We start from the raw sequence: 17,773 nt of genomic DNA, 5'->3' as shown, positions 1-17,773 counted from the left end.
TCCCGAGGTTTTGGTGAGTAGTCATCGCGAATTAGCGGATGGCTGGAACTGCTTTGCCTGCGGATATAATTCAGGCTGGGCCAATTCTGTCGGGTGGAGCAGTTGTTACGCAAGCTGACGGCTGGATCGCTCGTAGATCCTGGCTCCCGTCTGCGCGTCCACTCCTTCCAGGTTGACTTCATAACCCCAAAGCTCATGGATACGGCGCAGCGTCGCGTCGCAGCTGGTGCTTTCCAGCAGAATGCCGCCATTGACCCTGTGCTGCAGACGCAGATGCCTCTGGCCGAGCAGGTCCACATCCACGACCTGAATATCGGAATAGCTTGCGCCAATATCGTATTTCTGGGCCAGCGCAGCCCTTATGCGCTCGTAGCCGCGTTCGTTATGGATCGACGCCACAGTGTAGAAGCGTTCATCGGCCGCGTCGGACAGCAGGAACATCCGCCATTTTCGGATCAGGGCTGGGCTGAGATACTGACGCATGAAGGACTCGTCGCGGTGATTGGCCCAGGCGTCGAGCAGAATCGCGCGCCAGTCGCCTTGTCCCGCGATCTCGGGAAACCAGTCGCGATCCTCCGCTGTGGGCTCGGTCGCGATACGCTGGATATCCTGCATCATGTCCAGGCCCAGCGCATAAGGATTGATGCCGGAAAAGCGGGGATCGTCGAAGGCCGGCTGGAAGACGACATTCGAGTGGTTGCGCAGGATTTCCAGCATGGCGCCCTCGCTGATCCGGCCCTGGTCGAACAGCGCGTTCATGACCGTGTAGTGCACGAAGGTCGCGCAGCCTTCGTTCATCACCTGCGTCTGCCGCTGGGGGTAGAAATACTGCGCGATGACCCGCACGATTCTGAGGATCTCGCGCTGCCAGGGCTCGAGGATCAGGCTGTTCTTTTCGAGGAAGTAGAGCAGGTTCTCCTCGGGGAGATTGAGCGCCTTCTTGCGCTCGGCGACCGTATCCTCCGTCTCGTCGGCCTTGGTGCCGTCCGCAGGGCGCGGGACTGTGCGCCATAGATCGTTATAGGAGCGCTCTTCGTACTCCAGCCGCTCGCGAAGGCCCTCGCGCTGCTTGTCGGACGAGAGCTTCGGAGGGCGGCGATAGCGGAACACGCCCTGGTCCATCAGCGCGTGGGCGGCATCGAGAATGGCCTCCACCGCCGCGACGCCGTGCCTTTCCTCGCAGCGGGCGATGAAGCCCTTGGCAAAATCGAGATAGCCTAGGATGGCGCCGGCGTCCGTCCATTGCTGGAACAGATAGTTGTTCTTGAAAAAATGATTGTGGCCCAATGCCGCGTGCGCGGTCACCAGGGCCTGGAGGGCCATGGTGTTCTCCTCCATCAGATAGACGATGCAGGGATTGGAGTTGATCACGAGTTCATAGGCGAGTCCGCGTCCGCCCTTGCGATAGAGCAGTTCGTGATGGAGGTAATGCTTGCCGAAGGACCAGTGGCGATACATCAGCGGCATGCCGATGGATGAATACGCGTCAAGCATCTGCTCGGATGAGATGACCTCCATCTGGACCGGATAGATATCGAGATGGAGCTCCTCCTTCGCAACCGCCTCGATGACGTCGTAAGCACGCGAGAGCGTCCGGAAATTCCAGTCCGAACCGGAGAACAGCAGGTCGAGCCTGGGCGCGTGCTTGGGCATCGGCGCTCCTTTCAGTCGCGCTGCAGCGCCTGTTGTTTGGTGAAGAGCTGGCGGAAGACCGGGTAGATGTCGGCCGCCTTGGCGATGCGGCTCATGTCGAAATTCGACCACCTGTCCTTGACGGCCTGATAGGCGCGCCAGAGCGATGTTCCGTTGTCGGTCGAGCCGAAGATCTCGCTTTCGCGCTCGTCGATGATCTCGACATAGGCGAAATACTGGCACAGGCGCATGATCTCGCCATCCATCAGCGTCAGGCAATGCTCGGAATCGGTGGCAAGATTGTCGCCGTCCGAAGCCTGGGCGGCATAGATGTTCCACTCCCGGCTGGGATAGCGCAGCTTGATGATGCGATGCATTTCATCCAGCGCAGTCGAGACGACGGTGCCCCCGCTCTGCGTGCTGTAGAAGAAGGTGTCCTCGTCCACCTCCTGCGCCGCGTGGGTGTGGCGGATGAAGACGATGTCCGTGCGGTCGTAGCGCCGCTTCAGGAAAAGATGCAGCAGGACGAAGAAGCGCTTGGCGAGATCCTTCTCGCGTTCGCCCATCGAGCCCGAGACGTCCATGAGGCAGAACATGACCGCCTTCGCGTTCGGCAGGGGCTGCGGGTCGAAGCGATTGAAGCGGATGTCGACCGGGTCGACGAAGGCGATGACCTTGCGCCGGCGCTCCAGCCGGTCGAGTTCCTCGCGCAGGCTGGCGATACGCTGGCGGGCCTCGGGATCTGCCCGGCGGGATTCGAGGCTGGCCAGCTCCCGCAGGATTGCCTCGAGCTCCGCGCGTTTGGGCCGTCGGAGCGCGATGCGGCGGCCGTGGCTGTTACGCATGGTGCGCGCGACGCTGATGTTGGTGGGCGACCCGCTCACCGAAAAGCCGGCCCGCCGCGGCTTGAAGGCGAGAATTTCCTTGAGGTTGAGCTTGACCATGTCGGGAAGCGCGAGATCCTCGAAGAACAGGTCGAGCACCTCTTCGCGCGACAGCACGAAGCGAAAGTCATCCTCGGACGACTGCGAGCCCGGTGACGATCCCGTCCCGCCACCTTGGCCCGGTTTCGGCGTCCGGTCCCCCGGAGAAAAATGCTTGTTTCCGGGCAGGACGTATTGGCGATGACCGCTATCCTTCGCATCGCGAAAGCTCGGCTCGCGCGTCTCGTTCGCGGGCATCGAGATGGCACGCTCGCCGTCCGCATCGGCGATCTTGCCGGATCGGATCTGGTCCTGGATGTTCCGCTTCAGCTCCGTGCGCACGCGGCGCAGGAAGCGCTGGCGATTGCCGAGGCTTTTGTCTTTCGGGTTCAATCGACGGTCGATGAAGATGGGCATGGGACCGCTCGGGCCGACGTCAGCCCGCCTTGTTCACGCGCATGTACCAATCCACCAGGCGCCGGACCTGGCGCTCGGTGTACCCCCGCTCCACCATACGCTCGACGAAGCCCTGGTGCCGCTTCTCGGTCACGCTGTCCTGCTTCGAGCCGAAACTGATGACGGGAAGCAGATCCTCGACCTGTCCGAACATCCGCTTCTCGATGACCTCGCGGAGCTTTTCATAGCTGGTCCAGGAAGGATTGCGGCCGTTGTTGCGGGCCCGCGCACGCAGTGTGAACTTCACGACCTCGTTGCGGAAATCCTTGGGATTGGCGATGCCCGCCGGCTTCTCGATCTGGGATAGTTCGTTGTCCAGAACCTGGCGGTTCAGGATCTGGCCGGTATCGGTATCCTTGTAGTCCTGGTCCTCGACCCACGCATCGGCATAGGCGATATAGCGGTCGAACAGGTTCTGGCCGTACTCGCCATAGGATTCGAGATAGGCCTTCTGGATCTCGTGCCCGATGAACTCGGCGTAGCGTGTGGCAAGCTCCGACTTGATGAAGTCGAGATAGGCCGCTTCCGTCTCCTTGGGGAACTGCTCGCGCTTGATCGCCCCTTCCAGGATGTACATCAGGTGCACGGGATCGGCGGCGAGCTCCTGGGTATCGTAGTTGAATGTCTGCGAAAGGATCTTGAAGGCGAAGCGCGTGCTCACGCCGGTCATGCCTTCGTCGACTCCGGCGGCGTCGCGGTATTCCTGGATTGCCTTCGCCTTGGGCTCCAGCTCCTTGAGATTCTCGCCGTCATAGACGCGCATCTTTGTGTAGAGCGGCGAATTCTCGAACTCGGTCAGCCGTGTCGAGACCGAGAACCGGCTGAGGATGTCCAGCACTTCGGGAGCGCAGGGGCTGTTGGCGAGTTCGCTCTCGCGCAGCAGCTTTTCGTAGATCTCCCGCTCTTCGGTAACGCGCAGGCAATAAGGCACCTTGATCACCAGAATGCGGTCAAGGAACGCCTCGTTGTTCCTGTTGTTCTTGAACTGGAGCCATTCCGACTCGTTGGAGTGAGCCAGCACGATGCCCTGGTAGGGAAACGCGCCGAAATTCTCGGTGCCGTTGTAGCTGCCCTCCTGGGTCGCGGTCAGCAGAGGATGCAGAACCTTGATCGGCGCCTTGAACATCTCGACGAATTCGAGCAGGCCTTGCGTCGTCCGGTTCAGCCCGCCGCTATAGGAATAGGCATCCGGGTCCGACTGGCTGAAATTCTCGAGCTGTCGGATGTCCACCTTGCCGACGAGCGTCGAGACATCCTGGTTGTTCTCGTCGCCCGGCTCCGTCTTGGCGATGCCGATCTGGCGCAGCCGCGACGGCATCAGCTTGACGACGCTGAACTTGGAGATGTCGCCGGACAATTCGTCGAGCCGCTTCGCCGCCCATGGCGAGATCAGGCCGGAGAGGCGCCGCCGTGCGATGCCGTATTTGTCCTCGAAGAGACCGCCCATGCGGTCCGGGTGAAACAAGCCCAAAGGTGATTCAAACACCGGGCTGATCTTGCCGCCCACCTTGAGCGTGTAGAACGGCCGCTCCTCCACCAGCTTCTTCAGCCGCTCCGCCAGCGAGGACTTGCCGCCGCCGACCGGGCCGAGGAGATAGAGGATCTGCTTGCGCTCCTCCAGCCCTTGCGAGGCATAGCGGAAATAGCCGGCGATCCGCTCGATCGTATCTTCCATGCCGTAGAAATCGGCGAAGGAGGGATAGATCTTGATGGTCCTGTTACCGAAAATCCGGCCGAGCCGCTCGTCCTTGCTGGTGTCGAACAATGTCGGTTTCCCGATAGCGTCGACCATCCGCTCGGCCGCGGAGGCATACATCGATTTATCTTCGCGACACGCCAGCAGGTATTCCTGCAGGCTCATCTCCTCCTGTGAGTAGCTCCGGTAATCCTCGGAGAATAAGCGGAATACCTCGCTGTCTCTCTCGATCATGGCAGCCATCCACCGATCGGTGGTCTCCTCGACGACGGCTCTCAACACTCAACCGACGATAGTATCGCAAGTTCCTGCCCAATGCATGAACGTCTTCTGCGGCGTCCTCGTGGCAGCCATGTGTCCGGCGGCAGATACCTCGCCGCCACAGGATGCGGCCTCGCGCCTAGGTGGCGGCGTGTCGGAGAAGAAAAGCGCTTGCCGCGCAGTTCCGGCTGATGATGCACGCCGCCCGGAGCGCGATGAGCCGGGTGTCCGCCATCGGCCGAGGCCAGCAGGAAGCGTTCGGCAAAGCAGATCAGAACGTTCGATTCAATGCGTTTGATTGGATGATTTTCCTAAAAGATGGTGCCAGAAAGAAAGAGTTATTCTAATCCCTGGCGCCCCATCCATGAGTGACGTTTCCGCAATCTTCCGTTCGCCAATCCAGCGAGCCGGGCAACTCCTGCCTGGCTTTGGGCTTTGCGTGCTCATCAGCGCCGCGGCCTACGGCCTCGAAGTGCTGGAAGCACATCTGACGGGCCGTGCGTGGCTGGAGGCTCTCGTACTGGCAATCCTGCTCGGCACCGCCGTGCGGACCTTCTGGCGCCCTTCGACGTTCTGGCTGCCGGGGATCGCGTTTTCATCGAAGATGGTTCTCGAAATCGCGATCGTGCTCCTCGGAGCGTCCCTGAATGCCGAGGCCATCATCGCGGCCGGGCCAAGTTTGATCGTTGGCATCGCCGCGGTCGTCGCAGTCGCGCTTGCCGTCAGCTTTCTGATCGGACGCGTGCTGGGCCTGCCCAAGCGCATGGCCGTCTTGGTTGCCTGCGGCAATTCGATCTGCGGCAACTCGGCCATCGCGGCGGTGGCGCCCGTGATCGGCGCAAGCGGTCACGACGTGGCGGCATCCATCGCATTCACCGCGGTGCTGGGCGTCCTGGTGGTGCTGGGCCTTCCGCTGCTGGTGCCGTTGCTGCACCTGTCGGATATCCAATACGGCGTGCTGGCGGGCCTCACCGTCTACGCGGTCCCGCAGGTTCTCGCGGCAACGGCGCCGGTTGCGGCCGCCAGTGTCCAGATCGGAACGCTCGTGAAGCTCGTGCGTGTGCTGATGCTTGGGCCGGTCGTTCTCATCCTTTCAATTCTGAGCAGCCGGGCGCAGGCCAAGGCCGACAATTTCGCCGGAGCGAACCAGCCCCGTAGCCGCTTGCCCGTGCATAAGCTCGTCCCATGGTTCATCATCGCCTTCCTGGCGATGGCGGCGCTCCGTTCGCACGGCGGTATCCCGGCAGTTGCTCTTGCACCTATCGCTCAAGCTGCGACGATCCTGACGATCATCTCGATGGCCGCGTTGGGGCTTGGCGTCGACATTCGCGCGATTGCCAGGGCTGGTCGGAGCGTAACGGCGGCGGTTTTCCTTTCTCTGCTTGCGCTCGCCGCGGTCAGCGTCGGCCTGATCCGACTGCTGGGCATCTCGTAAATTTGTATCCGGGCTCCCGGCAGAGGCGCCGCCACCGGAGCAAGACAGCATCAGGTTCGAGAGGTGTTGCCCTGCGAGCGATGATCGAAGAAGCGTTGCGCAGCAACTGGAAGAGCCTTTTTTCCTATGCGCTCCGCCTGACCGACAATGCCGACGCTGCTGCGGACCTGGTCCAGTCCTGCGCTCTCAAGGCTCTCGGGAGCTCGGGTGCTCAGCCCCGCCCTGAAGCCGTGCGCGCTTGGTTGTTCAAGATCGTCCGCAATGCCTGGATCGACAATTATCGCCGCACCCGCCACATCCATGACGAGCCTGAAAACGGAGCTGTGGAGGAGGGGCCCGGCTTCGACTATCGCTACGATGACAGCATAATTGCTGAAATCACCGTTCGGCAGGCCTTGAAGCAAATACCGCCCCACCACCGCGAGATCATCGAACTGGTTGATTTGGCCGGGTTCAGCTATGGCGAGGTCGCATCTATCCTGGGCATGCCGCAAGGGACGATCATGAGCCGGTTGAGCCGGGCCAGGCAGGCATTGCTGGCAGTCATCGAGCGCGAGAACCTGCGCCCGCTCCAGTCGAGGCACCGACATGCACGGTGAAAAATCGGCTGGGGGAGACAGAGTTTCCCTCGACAGGCTGAATGCCTATGTCGACGACGAGCTCTCGCCCGAGCAAGCAGCCGATGTTGCGGCCGCGATCGCCCGTGACCCACGGCTGGCCGAGCGCGTGGCGACGCTGTCGCGGCTGCGCGCCGTCACACGCCGCCTGCCTCCCGAGATGGCGCCGCCGGCATTCATGCTGCCGCGCAGGCGTCGTTTCAGCGCGGCCCTGCCTATCGCGGCCGCTCTGGCGCTCGCAGCATGCATCGGTTTCCTCGCCCTGCGCCCCTCCGGCCCGGCGAAGGCACCTGACGGAGTGCTCGCCGCAGCGGTCGCGGCTCATCGCCACTGGATCGCAGGACGCCAGGCGGAGGCGCCGGAGCAGCGCGTCCGGATCGATCTCGCTGCCGCCCAGAGCGGACACCTTCCCGATTTGCGTGCCTCCGCGTTGGAGCTCACTTATCTCTCGCTCGATCCGACGTCGGGCGATGGAGGCCTGCTGGCCGGCTATCGCGGCCCACATGGCTGCCGGCTCGGGCTCTGGATGGCACCGCATTCTGGACGCTGGGACGCCGTGCCGGCCGCGTCCGACCGCGATGGGCTGCGCATTCGCGCGTGGAGTGCGGTGGGAGCCGATTATGCGCTACTCAGCCAGGGCATGGATCCAGCGCGTCTCGACCGCCTCGCCGACGTCATCGCCAAGCTGACCCGTCAGAAGCAGGCGCCGACCGACGAGCAGGTTGCGGCTCTCCGGGACGTGCCGAATATCGGCCAGCCTTGCGGCGCCTGACCACGTTCTTTCCTCGATATGGAATAAATCGACGCTCTCATGCGTCTCAATCTCCCGAGGAATGTGTCCTCGGGAGAAACGCCATGTTGAACAGACGACAGATGCTGACATCTGCCGGCAGTGCCGCATTGGGGGTGGGAGCCGTCGCGATCTCTGGATCGCGCTTCTCGGTCCTGGCCGCCGAAACCGTCAAACTGCCTTTCGAGAACGGCGAGCGCGAACTCGTCAAAGTGCCGGGAAAACGCCCGCTGATCCAGCAGACAGCTCGCCCGCCGCAGCTTGAGACGCCGTTCTCTGTCTTCAACGATGGTGTCATCACGCCGAACGACGCCTTCTTCGTTCGCTACCATCTCGCCGACATTCCGCTGGAGATCGATCCCGAAACCTTCCGGCTCGAGGTGAAAGGCAAGGTATCCAAGCCGCTCTCGCTGTCGCTGCGCGAACTGAAAGGCAGCTTCCCCGCGATCGAGGTCGTTGCGGTCAACCAGTGCTCCGGCAATAGCCGCGGCTTCGTCGAGCCGCGGGTCGCCGGCGGCCAGCTCGGCAACGGTGCCATGGGCAATGCGCGCTGGCGCGGCGTCTCGCTCAAGGCTGTGCTGGAACGAGCCGGGGTCCAGCCGGGAGCCGTGCAGGTGGCCTTCGGGGGGCTCGACGGCCCGGTTTCGCCCGATACGCCCGACTTCACGAAGGCGCTCGCGCTCGACCATGCCCGCGACGGTGAAGTCATGCTGGCCTATGCCATGAACGGGACCGATCTTCCCTGGCTCAACGGCTATCCGCTGCGCCTCGTCGTGCCCGGCTATTACGGCACCTATTGGGTCAAGCACCTGAACGAGATCACCGTGCTGGACAAGGAGCTCGACAGCTTCTGGATGAAGACGGCCTACCGGATTCCCGACAATGATTGCGCCTGCGTCGAGCCCGGAAAGGCGCCCGTGGCGACGATCCCGATCAACCGCTTCACCGTTCGCTCCTTCATCACCAACGTGCTGGACGGCGCGAAGGTCAAGGCGGGCCAACTGGCGCTGCGCGGCATCGCCTTCGATGGGGGCGCCGGCATCGCCGAAGTCCAGGTTTCCGGCGATGGCGGGCAGTCCTGGGTCAAGGCCGGTCTGGGGCAGGATCTCGGCAAGTACTCCTTCCGCGAATGGAAGGCGAATGTCCCCGTGGCAGCCGGCGAGCAGAAGCTCATGGTCAAGGCCACCAACGCCAAGGGCCAGACCCAGCCGATGCAACCGCTCTGGAACCCGTCCGGCTACCTGCGCAATGTCGTCGAGACGACGCGCGTCACGGCAGCGTGAGGGAGATTGTCATGACGATGACCACTTGCCGCCCCCGCACGTTCGGCGCCGTATTCATCCTGGCGTTTGCCCTTGCCGGAACCGCGCTCGCCGCTCCGAAGACCTATAAGCTCCCGGACGAGACGGCCACGCTCAAGCCCGGCTCCGAGCCGGGCTTCGAGGCCGCCAAGAACAATTGCACGGCCTGTCACTCGGTCGACTACATCAATTACCAGCCGAGCAGGAAGGGGCAGGCCTTCTGGGATGCCGAGGTCCAGAAAATGATCAAGGTCTACAAGGCCCCGATCGACGAGAAGGACGCCAAGGCCATCGCGGAGTACCTCGGCCAGACCTACTGACCGGACTGGGGCCGGCGCCATGTTGCCAGGGGCCTGTCTCCAGCCACGGACCCTCTTTTGAGACGTGGCGGCCCTTGGCGGGGCCGCCAGCGTCGCGTCATGCCGTGTCTATCGATCGAAAAGGCCTGATCGGGCGAGGGCGCTCGCGGTGCTGGGACTGAAGGCCGCGGGGATGTCGTATACGAGGACCAGCCTCAGCAGTGCCTTGACGTCGACGTCGTGAGGCTGGGCGGCGAGGGGATCGGGAAAGAACAGAAGCACGTCCAATTCGCCTTGCGCAATCATCGCGCCGACTTGCTGGTCGCCTCCCAGAGGGCCGCTTTTGACCAGGCGGATATTGAGATCGGGAAGCGAGGATTTCAGCACGCCACCCGTCGTCGCCGTCGCGATGACGGTATGATGCGCGATCAAGTTTGCGTGCTGCACGGCCCAGGCAGCGAGATCCGGCTTCTTGCTGTCATGGGCCACCATACCGATCGTGAGAGACATCGCGCTCAGCCCCCGAAGACGCACTTGAGTTCCTCGACTTCGGTCTCGCCTCGAAGCTTGTCGCTGCGGCCGGAGCTGAGGATCAGGAGCTTCGCAATCTGGTCGAGCCCGTCAGCCGCGTAAACAGCGCTTCGGAGATCCTTCCCGGAAACCACCGCCCGCGCCAAGCCTTCGAGGGTGGCGAGCGCGAGGGCGAAGAAATCCACCTGTCGGAAGGAGCCCGATTTTGCCGGGTTCATCCGGCCTTTCGTCGCTTCAGCTGTCGGTGTTGGTCCCGGCGACGGAGAGCCCGACCACGCCGTGTCTGGCGATCAACTGACCAACGAGTCCCGTTTGGATGGCCGCTGAGACGAAGCTGCGAAGATAATCGAGCGCGACGCCGGACGCCTTGGGGGTGCCGAGCGCCTGCTGGACGGCCATGAAGCGCCCGGGAAGCATCCGCGAACCCGGCAGCTTCTTTTCGTCCTCGATCAGCTTCGGCCTCAGGCCCGCCAGAGCATCGAGCTTGCCGTCGACGAAATGCTGATAAGCCTCGTCGAAATTCAGCCCGGTCACGAGTTCGGCCTCGCGGACGTTTCGTTCGAGCCACAGGCCATACGCCGTGCGGGCGGCAACGGCGATGCGCCGCCCCTTCATGTCCACCTCTGCCAGGGATTGCAGAGACGATCCCGGAGGAACCAGATAGGTCGCCTCGATCTCGGCATAGGCCGGGGTGAAGTCGATGACGGCGGCGCGCTGGGGTTCTGCTCCAAGCAGCGCCACGTCCCACTCGTCTCGCTCAGCCGCATCTGCGAGTTTGCCGGGCGATTCATAGGGGACGTATTTCAGCGGCAGGCTCAGGCAGGCCGCCAAGGTGGCCGCCATGTCGGGCGAGACGCCGGCCGGACCACCATCGGCTGTCCGGCTCGAAACAAGCAGAAAGTTCGACAGGTTGATGCCGGCTCGCAGCACGCCATGACGCGATAGTACGTGGCGAACCGCATCCGGCGGAGCGCCGACGATCTGGCTGATGAGCTTTGCCTCTTCGCCCATCGTCAGGCCGTCCGCACGGTTTCGGCGACGAGTTCGCCGAAGCGCTTCGTGCCGGCCTTGCCGCCAAGATCGGGAGTGCGTGAGGCGGGATCGGTCAGCACGGTGTCGATGGCCTTGTCGATGGCATGGAACGCCTGCTCGAAAGCCGGCAGATTGCGCTTTTCGCCTAACCACTGCAGGAGCATGCCGCAAGACAGGATCATCGAAACCGGGTTCGCTTTGTCCTGGTTCTGGATATCCGGGGCGGAACCATGCTGGGCCTGGGCGCAGCAATGCGTGTCGCTGGCCATCATCGAGCCGGCAAGACCCAGGCTGCCGGACAGCTCGCTGGCCAGATCCGAGATGATGTCGCCATAGAAGTTTGTTGCGCAGATGACGTCGAACCGCTCGGGGCTCCGAACCAGATGCGCCGTCGAGGCATCGATCAGGAGGTCATCGAGCTTCACATCCGGGAACTCCGCGGCGACCTTGCGCACTTCACGCAGAAAAAGGCCGTCGGTCTGATGGAAGCTGTTCACCTTGTGGACGGCCGTCACCTTCTTGCGGCGCTTGGAGGCGAGCTCGAAGGCACGCCGCGCAATGCGGTTCGAACAGTGAGCCGTGATCTTGCGCAGCGAGATCGCCATGTCCGGCGAGGGCATCAACTCCGCCCAGCCGAGATGCATGTTGCGATCCGGATAAAACCCCTCGGTTGCCTCGCGCATGATGACGAGATCCATCGTCTTCCCGGGCTTCATGTTGGACTCGATGAAGGGGCGCGTGCGGGCCGGGCGCACATTGGCGTAGAGATCGAGGCCTATGCGGAAGCCGGCGGAAACGTTGCGTCCGCCTTTCTCGGGCGCCGGGTAGTCGGCGTGCGACTGGGTGCCGAGGATCACGCCATCGAAATCCGACCGCGCCCGATCAAGCACGCTTTCGCGCAGCGTGGTGCCGTGCTTCTCGAGGCTCTTGAAGCCGACATCGTCGTATTCGAACTGGAGGCCGAGACCGAAGCGGTCGCTCGCGACTTCGAGGACAGCCATCGAGGCGGAGACAATCTCCGGGCCGATGCCGTCGCAGGGCAGGACGAGAATTTTCATTTTGGCTTTCCTCGGGCATCGTCACGGTCTTTGAATTGGCTATTGAATGTAATAAAACCAATAATGGGTCAAGGTGGCCTGGGGTGATTGCCATCGCCCACGCGACCTGCGATCACTCGTGGAGTTCAATCGGCGCCCGTCATGCCCAATAGCCCTCTCGCTCTTCGCATCGCCAACGACATCATCGCGCGCATTGGGATGGGAGAGTTTGGAACAGGTTCGCACCTCGCGACCGAAGCGCTCGCCAAGCGCTTCGAGGTTTCGCGTTCGCCTGTTCGCGAGGCGCTTGCTCTCCTTTGCGATCAGGGGGTTATAGAGAATCGGCGTAATCGCGGATTCTTCGTGCTCGCGACGGAGCGCCGCAAGGGCGGGGAGGGCGCGCTGGAACCATTCGGTCCTGCGGAGAGCGATCCCTATTACCAGCTGGCGGAAGACTGGCTGAAAGACCGGATCGGCGCGGAACAGACCGAGCAGGCCGTCCGGGAGCGATACAATCTCACGCGCTCGCAGGCTCAGGATCTTCTGTCCCGTGCCGCTCGCGAAGGCTGGGCGGAACCGAAGCCGGGATATGGCTGGAAGCTGCGCCAGGTCGCCAAAACCGCCGAGGCGTTCGAGGAAATCTATCGCTTCCGGGCGGTGATCGAGCCGGCAGCGCTACTCGAGTCAAGCTTCCGTTTCGACAAGGCCGTGGCGGCGTCGCTCCGTCGAACCCAGGAACGCCTCGCTTCAGGCAATCTCGAGGGGCTGGCTCCCGCGGCCATGACCGCTGCCGGTGCCGAGTTCCACGAGGGCATCATCAAAATGTCGGGCAATCCTATGTTTTTCCATGCTTTGGAGCGGGCGAACCAGCTCCGGCGCCTGGCGGAATACCGCCTGAAAGTGAATCCGCAGCGCATTGCTGTTCAGAGCACTGAACACCTCCAGATCCTCGATCTCCTTGCCAAGGGAGATAATCTGGAGGCGGCCCATTTGATGCGCCGGCATCTCAGCGGCGCATTGGCTTCCAAGTCACCGGTCGTGCATCCGAAATCGGGCGACGCCGACCGCGCCGCCTAGCTCCGCTTCCCGGCGAGGCGCGAGGGGCCTTCGAGGCGCCTAAATGCGCGTCAAAAGGAAAATGGTTTTATATCTTGATAAAGCCAATCTGCGAAGATAGGCTCCTCCCCACAATGAAAAGCAACGGGAGGGTAGCAATGATGGATCGCCGGCAATTCGTGCTCGCGTCGGCTGCGGGCCTTGGGGCGCTCGGCTGTGGTTCGCCGTCCCGTGCCCAGGAACTGCCCGCCGGCTATCCGGCAGACTACAAGGCGGTCATCGAAAAGGCGCGCGCCGAAGGTGTCGTTTCGATCTACACCTCGACCGACGACGTGCAAGGGCGCCCGATCGTCGAGGCTTTCCAGAAGGCCTTTCCCGGCATTCGCGTCGATTACAACGATCTCGGCACCAACGGCGCTTACAACCGCATCATTTCCGAAGCGGCTGCCAAGCAGGTCGGCTCGGATGTCGTCTGGACCTCGGCGATGGACCTCCAGATGGTGCTTGTCCAGAAGGGGCTTGCCGAGGCCTACAAGTCGCCCGAAGCCAGCCATCTGCCGAGCTGGGCCAATTTCAACGACACCCTCTACGGCACCACGGTCGAGCCGGTCGGAATCCTCTACAACAAGGCGCAGCTGGCCCAGTTCAAGCTGCCGCAGACCAGGCCGGAACTGCTGGCGTTCATGCGTGACAACAAGGATGCGTTGAAGGGCAAGCTCGCAACGTTCGATCCGGAAAAGAGCGGGACGGGTTTCCTGTTCTTCAGCAACGATGCCCGCAACATGCCGGATACGTTCGACCTCGTTCGCGCGTTCGGAGCAACCGAGGGCAAGACCTACGGCAGTTCCGGTGCGATGCGCGAAAAAATCGTGTCCGGAGAGCATTGGCTCGCGTTCAACGTCATCGGGTCCTACGCCATCGAGTGGGCGGCGAAGAATCCGGCGCTCGGCTACATCCTGACCTCTGACCACACCGCAGCGTTTTCGCGCGTTGCCAATATCTCCAAGGGCGCCCCGCACCCCAACGCGGCCAGGGTCTTCTTTGACTTCCTGATAGGTGCCACGGGTCAGTCGGCGCTGGCGTCGGTGGGTGCGCCCTCGATCCGAACCGACGTCACCAGCGGTCTCAATCTGACCAAGCTGACCGAGATGGCCAAGGGTAACCTCAAGCCGATCCCGGTCACGGCCGCGCTCCTCGAGGCAACCGAGCCGAAGAACCGCGCGGATTTCTTCCGCCGCTGGAAAGAGGCGCTACGCGGCTGAGCCGTCAGTCCTCCGAGGGATCCAATGTCACTCGCAGCTCAAGCACCCCGCTTCAGGGCCACGGTTATTCTGGCCCTGTTCGCGATGGTCGCGGCGCCGGCCGCTCTCATCATCTACCAGAGCTTTCTCAGCGCTCCGTTCTTTGACGAGGCGGCTCGACCCAGCCTGGAAGCCTATCAGTTCATTCTGACAGACCCCGAATTCTATCGGGCTCTCTGGACGACGACCCTCTACGCCATCGGCATGGTCGTCGTCGCCGTGCCGCTGGGAGGGCTTTTGGCCTTCCTGATCACGCGCACCGATCTCAAGGGGCGGGGTTGGCTTGAGCCGCTCGTCCTGGTTCCGATGTTCCTGTCCTCGATCGTGCTCGCCTTCGGCTATACGGTAGCCGTCGGGCCGTCCGGTTTCGTCACGATCGCGTTCCGGAACATCTTCGGATCAGCTCCCTGGAGCATCTACACGCTCCCCGGCATCATCCTGATCGGCGGCCTCAGCCACGTCCCGACCGTCTATCTCTACGTCGCTTCAGCGATGCGCCGCCTGCCCAGCGACCTGGAAGAGGCTGCCAGAACGGCGGGGGCCAGCATCTGGCGTGTGTCTCTCGACGTCACGCTGCCGATGGTGCTCCCGGCACTGGTCTTCAGCGCGGCGCTCAATCTTTTGCTGGGTTTCGAGACCTTCGGCATCCCCCTGGTGCTTGGAGACCCGAATGGCATCCTGATGCTCACGACCTACATCTACAAGGTCAATACGATCTTCGGCGCGCCGACCTATCAGGTCATGGCGGCCGTGACGGTCTTCCTCATCTTTATCACCCTGCCGCTGGTCTTCATCCAGCGCCGGCTCCTGCGCCATGCCCGCCGCTTCGCGGCCGTGGGCGGGAAGGGGGCGCGCACCAATCTCCTCAAGCTCGGCGGCGCGGGGCAACTGATCGCGCTCTCGATCATCGGGCTGTGGCTGCTGGTTTCGGTGGTCCTGCCGGTGGGCGGGGTCGTGCTGCGCGCCTTCGTCGAGAACTGGGGCGAGGGCATCCGGCTTTCCGAGCAATGGACGCTCGCCAATTTCCGCGCGGTCTTCGAGATCCAGAGCCTGTCCCGCGGTATCGTCAATACGGTCCTGCTGGCGGCCGTCGGCGGTGCGCTCGCGGTCGCGTTCTACCTGCTGGTCGGTCTTGCGGGGCACCGCAATCACGGCCGGACCGGCACGCTCCTGGATTACTCCGTCCTGATCCCGCGGGCGCTGCCGGGCTTGATCGTCGGTCTCGCCTTCTTCTGGCTGTTCCTGTTCGTGCCTTTCCTGGTGCCGCTGCGGACGACGCTGTTCAGCCTGCTGATCGCCTACGTTATCGTCGGGCTGTCCTATGGCCTTCGCATCATCCAGGCGACGTTGCTGCAGGTGGCGCCGGAGCTCGAGGAATCGGCGCGCACCGCCGGTGCCACGACCTTCCACACCTGGCGGGACGTGGTGATCCCGCTGGTTCGACCGGGACTGGCCGGCGCGTGGGCGATGATCATGATCGTCTTCCTGCGGGAGTATGCCACGGGCGTCTATCTGATGAGCGCCGGAACCGAAGTGATCGGCTCGCTGATGGTGTCGCTGTTGACGTCGGGCGCGATGGACCAGATCGCCGCGCTCTCCTTCATCTCAATCCTGCTGACCGCGGTCGGCCTGACGCTGGCCCTGCGGCTGGGAGCCAAGATCCATGACTGACCTCGTCGTCGACAACGTCCAGAAGTGGCTGGGCGGCCTCCAGATCCTGTCCGGGGCGAGCTTCACCGCGGAGAAGGGCAGGATCGTCGCGTTGCTCGGCGCCTCGGGCAGCGGCAAGACCACGCTGTTGCGTTGCATCGCCGGCCTGGAGCAGCCCGAGATCGGTGTTATCAAGATCGGTGGCACTAGCGTTCTCGACGACAAGGCCGGTGTCGCGCTGCCGCCCGAGCAGAGGCAGATCGGTCTCGTCTTCCAGTCCTATGCGCTCTGGCCGCACAGAACCGTTTTCGAGAACGTTGCCTATGGCTTGAAGCTCCGGAATGTCGGTGCGAGCGAAATCAAGGCCAAGGTCGAAGCCATCCTGGAGAAGCTCGGCCTTGCGCATCTTGCGGMACGCTATCCCGACCAGTTGTCGGGCGGTCAGCAGCAGCGCGTCGCGATCTGCCGCGCCCTGGTCTACGAACCGAAGGTCCTGCTCCTCKACGAGCCTCTCTCGAATCTCGACGCAAAACTGCGTGAGGAAGCAAGGTTTTGGATCCGCAAGTTGATCCTCGATCTGAAGATCTGTGCCATCATGGTCACGCATGACCAGGCCGAAGCCCTGGCCATCGCTGACCAGGTCCTGCTGCTGAAGGGCGGCGGCATCGTCCAGTCGGGAACCCCGCTCGACATCTACAGCAAGCCGGAGACGTTCTACGCCGCCGACTTCATGGGCACGAACAACGTCTTGAGCGGTCAGCTTGTAAGGGCGTCAGGGCAGGCCGATGCAATCACCTGCGCTGGCCTGTCCCTGCCGGGTGTCTGGAAGGACAGGGAGGCTCCCGCGGACCCGAACGCCGTGCGTGCCGTCATCCGGATGGAGGCGATCTCGGTTTCGCCGGAGGCGAGCTCCGGCAGCGCGCCGTTCGATGTCGAGGGCTGCATCTATCTCGGAGAGAAATGGGAGTACCGGCTGAAGCGGGGGGATCTGCGTCTGCGCGCACAAGGTCACGAGCCGCTGAGCGCGGCAGTCGCGCACTGCCGGATCCCGGCTTCGGCGACCTGGCTGTACAATCCCTGAGGGTGGACCAATGTCCGACCGCATCCGCATTGCGCTCGTCCACGCGACGCCGGTGGCCGTCGATCCGATCGCCCAGTCGTTTCGGCATATCTGGCCTGAGGCCGATACGATCGGTGTCCTGGACGATGGCCTGGCCTTGGATCGGGCCGCCGCTGGGGAGCTCACCGAGGCCTTGTCGCGCCGCATTGCGGCGCTGGCTCGGTACGGCCTCTCGACCGGCGCAAGCGCGATCCTCTTCACCTGCTCGGCCTTCGGGCCGGCCATCGAGGAGGCGGCTCGCATCCTGCCGGTTCCAGTCCTGAAGCCGAATGCGGCGATGTTCGAGGAGGCCCTCGGCTATGGCGAAAACATCGGGATGGTCGCGACCTTCGGTCCGGCCGTCGCCATGATGGAGCAGGAGTTTGCAGAAGAAGCAAAGCGGCTCAGGCCGAGTGCCCGGCTGACCTCGTACCTGGCCTCCGGTGCCATCGAGGCGCTCAGGGCCGGCGACGCCGAAACGCATGATCAGCGCGTTTCCAAAGGCGTGGCCGAACTCGGCGAGCGGGACGCGATCCTGCTCGCTCATTTTTCGACGTCGCGTGCAGGCGCGGCCTGCCGGGCGCTGACGTCACGGCCGGTTCTCTCGTCGCCGGATGCCGCCGTCAGAAAACTTCGGCGCCTGCTGGGTGGCTGAAC

18 protein-coding genes are annotated in these 17,773 nt (G+C 63.2%); 11 read left to right on the top strand and 7 right to left on the bottom strand.

From position 1 onward, the window contains the following. Nucleotides 1–105 precede the first annotated feature (105 nt). The 3 genes from AC1DIN_RS12255 to AC1DIN_RS12245 are packed head-to-tail and all read right to left on the bottom strand — an operon-like array spanning nucleotide 106 to nucleotide 4,941. A complete protein-coding gene (locus AC1DIN_RS12255; protein ID WP_441470272.1) occupies nucleotides 106–1,653 on the bottom strand; it encodes a SpoVR family protein in 1,548 nt (515 codons plus the stop codon). An 11-nt stretch (nucleotides 1,654–1,664) separates the two neighbouring features. Beyond that, a complete protein-coding gene (locus AC1DIN_RS12250; RefSeq protein ID WP_476810000.1) occupies nucleotides 1,665–2,972 on the bottom strand; it encodes a YeaH/YhbH family protein in 1,308 nt (435 codons plus the stop codon). Between the two features lie 19 nt (nucleotides 2,973–2,991). Then, entirely contained in the window at nucleotides 2,992–4,941 is a 1,950-nt protein-coding gene (locus AC1DIN_RS12245; RefSeq protein ID WP_476766037.1) for a PrkA family serine protein kinase, read from the bottom strand. A gap of 218 nt (nucleotides 4,942–5,159) precedes the next feature. On the opposite strand from AC1DIN_RS12245, the gene AC1DIN_RS12240 reads away from it, so the two are divergent. The 6 genes from AC1DIN_RS12240 to sorB all read left to right on the top strand — a co-directional run bounded on the left by AC1DIN_RS12240 (nucleotide 5,160) and on the right by sorB (nucleotide 9,431). After that, nucleotides 5,160–5,315, top strand: a complete 156-nt coding sequence (locus tag AC1DIN_RS12240; RefSeq protein WP_476810053.1) for a hypothetical protein — start codon at nucleotides 5,160–5,162, stop codon at nucleotides 5,313–5,315. A 17-nt stretch (nucleotides 5,316–5,332) separates the two neighbouring features. Further along, on the top strand, nucleotides 5,333–6,403 hold the full coding sequence (locus AC1DIN_RS12235; protein ID WP_476810052.1) for a YeiH family protein: 1,071 nt from the start codon (nucleotides 5,333–5,335) through the stop codon (nucleotides 6,401–6,403). 80 nt (nucleotides 6,404–6,483) lie between these two features. Next, nucleotides 6,484–7,002 (top strand): RNA polymerase sigma factor, encoded by a 519-nt coding sequence (locus AC1DIN_RS12230; protein ID WP_476809999.1) that lies wholly within the window; start codon nucleotides 6,484–6,486, stop codon nucleotides 7,000–7,002. Continuing rightward, nucleotides 6,992–7,792, top strand: coding sequence for an anti-sigma factor (locus AC1DIN_RS12225; protein WP_476809998.1), 801 nt, complete (start codon nucleotides 6,992–6,994; stop codon nucleotides 7,790–7,792). The genes AC1DIN_RS12230 and AC1DIN_RS12225 overlap by 11 nt, the downstream gene beginning before the upstream one ends. Nucleotides 7,793–7,875: 83 nt before the next feature. After that, nucleotides 7,876–9,093 carry a SorA family sulfite dehydrogenase catalytic subunit gene (gene sorA, locus AC1DIN_RS12220; RefSeq protein WP_476809997.1) on the top strand — a complete coding sequence of 406 codons (1,218 nt, stop codon included), beginning with the start codon at nucleotides 7,876–7,878 and terminating at the stop codon, nucleotides 9,091–9,093. A 17-nt stretch (nucleotides 9,094–9,110) separates the two neighbouring features. Beyond that, entirely contained in the window at nucleotides 9,111–9,431 is a 321-nt protein-coding gene (gene sorB / locus AC1DIN_RS12215) for a SorB family sulfite dehydrogenase c-type cytochrome subunit (RefSeq protein WP_441470413.1), read from the top strand. Between the two features lie 108 nt (nucleotides 9,432–9,539). Here the strand turns inward: sorB and AC1DIN_RS12210 are convergent, their stop codons facing one another. From AC1DIN_RS12210 to AC1DIN_RS12195, 4 genes are read right to left on the bottom strand one after another with little or no spacing between them, the layout of a single operon-like run. Next, nucleotides 9,540–9,920: a methylglyoxal synthase gene (locus AC1DIN_RS12210; RefSeq protein WP_476809996.1), complete on the bottom strand. Its 381-nt coding sequence runs from the start codon at nucleotides 9,918–9,920 to the stop codon at nucleotides 9,540–9,542. A 5-nt stretch (nucleotides 9,921–9,925) separates the two neighbouring features. Next, nucleotides 9,926–10,159, bottom strand: coding sequence for a hypothetical protein (locus tag AC1DIN_RS12205; RefSeq protein ID WP_476809995.1), 234 nt, complete (start codon nucleotides 10,157–10,159; stop codon nucleotides 9,926–9,928). Between the two features lie 16 nt (nucleotides 10,160–10,175). Beyond that, nucleotides 10,176–10,952, bottom strand: coding sequence for a transporter substrate-binding domain-containing protein (locus AC1DIN_RS12200; protein ID WP_476809994.1), 777 nt, complete (start codon nucleotides 10,950–10,952; stop codon nucleotides 10,176–10,178). A 2-nt stretch (nucleotides 10,953–10,954) separates the two neighbouring features. Continuing rightward, nucleotides 10,955–12,031 (bottom strand): isocitrate/isopropylmalate dehydrogenase family protein, encoded by a 1,077-nt coding sequence (locus AC1DIN_RS12195; protein ID WP_476809993.1) that lies wholly within the window; start codon nucleotides 12,029–12,031, stop codon nucleotides 10,955–10,957. A gap of 141 nt (nucleotides 12,032–12,172) precedes the next feature. Here AC1DIN_RS12195 and AC1DIN_RS12190 point away from each other — a divergent pair, with 141 nt between their 5' ends. The 5 genes from AC1DIN_RS12190 to AC1DIN_RS12170 all read left to right on the top strand — a co-directional run bounded on the left by AC1DIN_RS12190 (nucleotide 12,173) and on the right by AC1DIN_RS12170 (nucleotide 17,771). Then, a complete protein-coding gene (locus AC1DIN_RS12190) occupies nucleotides 12,173–13,087 on the top strand; it encodes a GntR family transcriptional regulator (RefSeq protein ID WP_476809992.1) in 915 nt (304 codons plus the stop codon). A gap of 140 nt (nucleotides 13,088–13,227) precedes the next feature. Next, nucleotides 13,228–14,328 (top strand): ABC transporter substrate-binding protein, encoded by a 1,101-nt coding sequence (locus AC1DIN_RS12185; RefSeq protein WP_476809991.1) that lies wholly within the window; start codon nucleotides 13,228–13,230, stop codon nucleotides 14,326–14,328. Between the two features lie 24 nt (nucleotides 14,329–14,352). Then, on the top strand, nucleotides 14,353–16,038 hold the full coding sequence (locus AC1DIN_RS12180) for an ABC transporter permease (RefSeq protein WP_476809990.1): 1,686 nt from the start codon (nucleotides 14,353–14,355) through the stop codon (nucleotides 16,036–16,038). Next, nucleotides 16,031–17,098 carry an ABC transporter ATP-binding protein gene (locus tag AC1DIN_RS12175; RefSeq protein WP_476809989.1) on the top strand — a complete coding sequence of 356 codons (1,068 nt, stop codon included), beginning with the start codon at nucleotides 16,031–16,033 and terminating at the stop codon, nucleotides 17,096–17,098. The genes AC1DIN_RS12180 and AC1DIN_RS12175 overlap by 8 nt, the downstream gene beginning before the upstream one ends. A 10-nt stretch (nucleotides 17,099–17,108) precedes the next feature. Then, the gene (locus tag AC1DIN_RS12170; protein ID WP_476809988.1) at nucleotides 17,109–17,771 is read left to right on the top strand and encodes an aspartate/glutamate racemase family protein; all 663 of its coding nucleotides are present in this window, start codon (nucleotides 17,109–17,111) and stop codon (nucleotides 17,769–17,771) included. The last annotated feature ends 2 nt before the right edge of the window (nucleotides 17,772–17,773 follow it).

Source organism: Allobosea sp. 05T438 (assembly GCF_056396025.1).
This window is presented reverse-complemented; position numbering and strand designations above follow the sequence as displayed.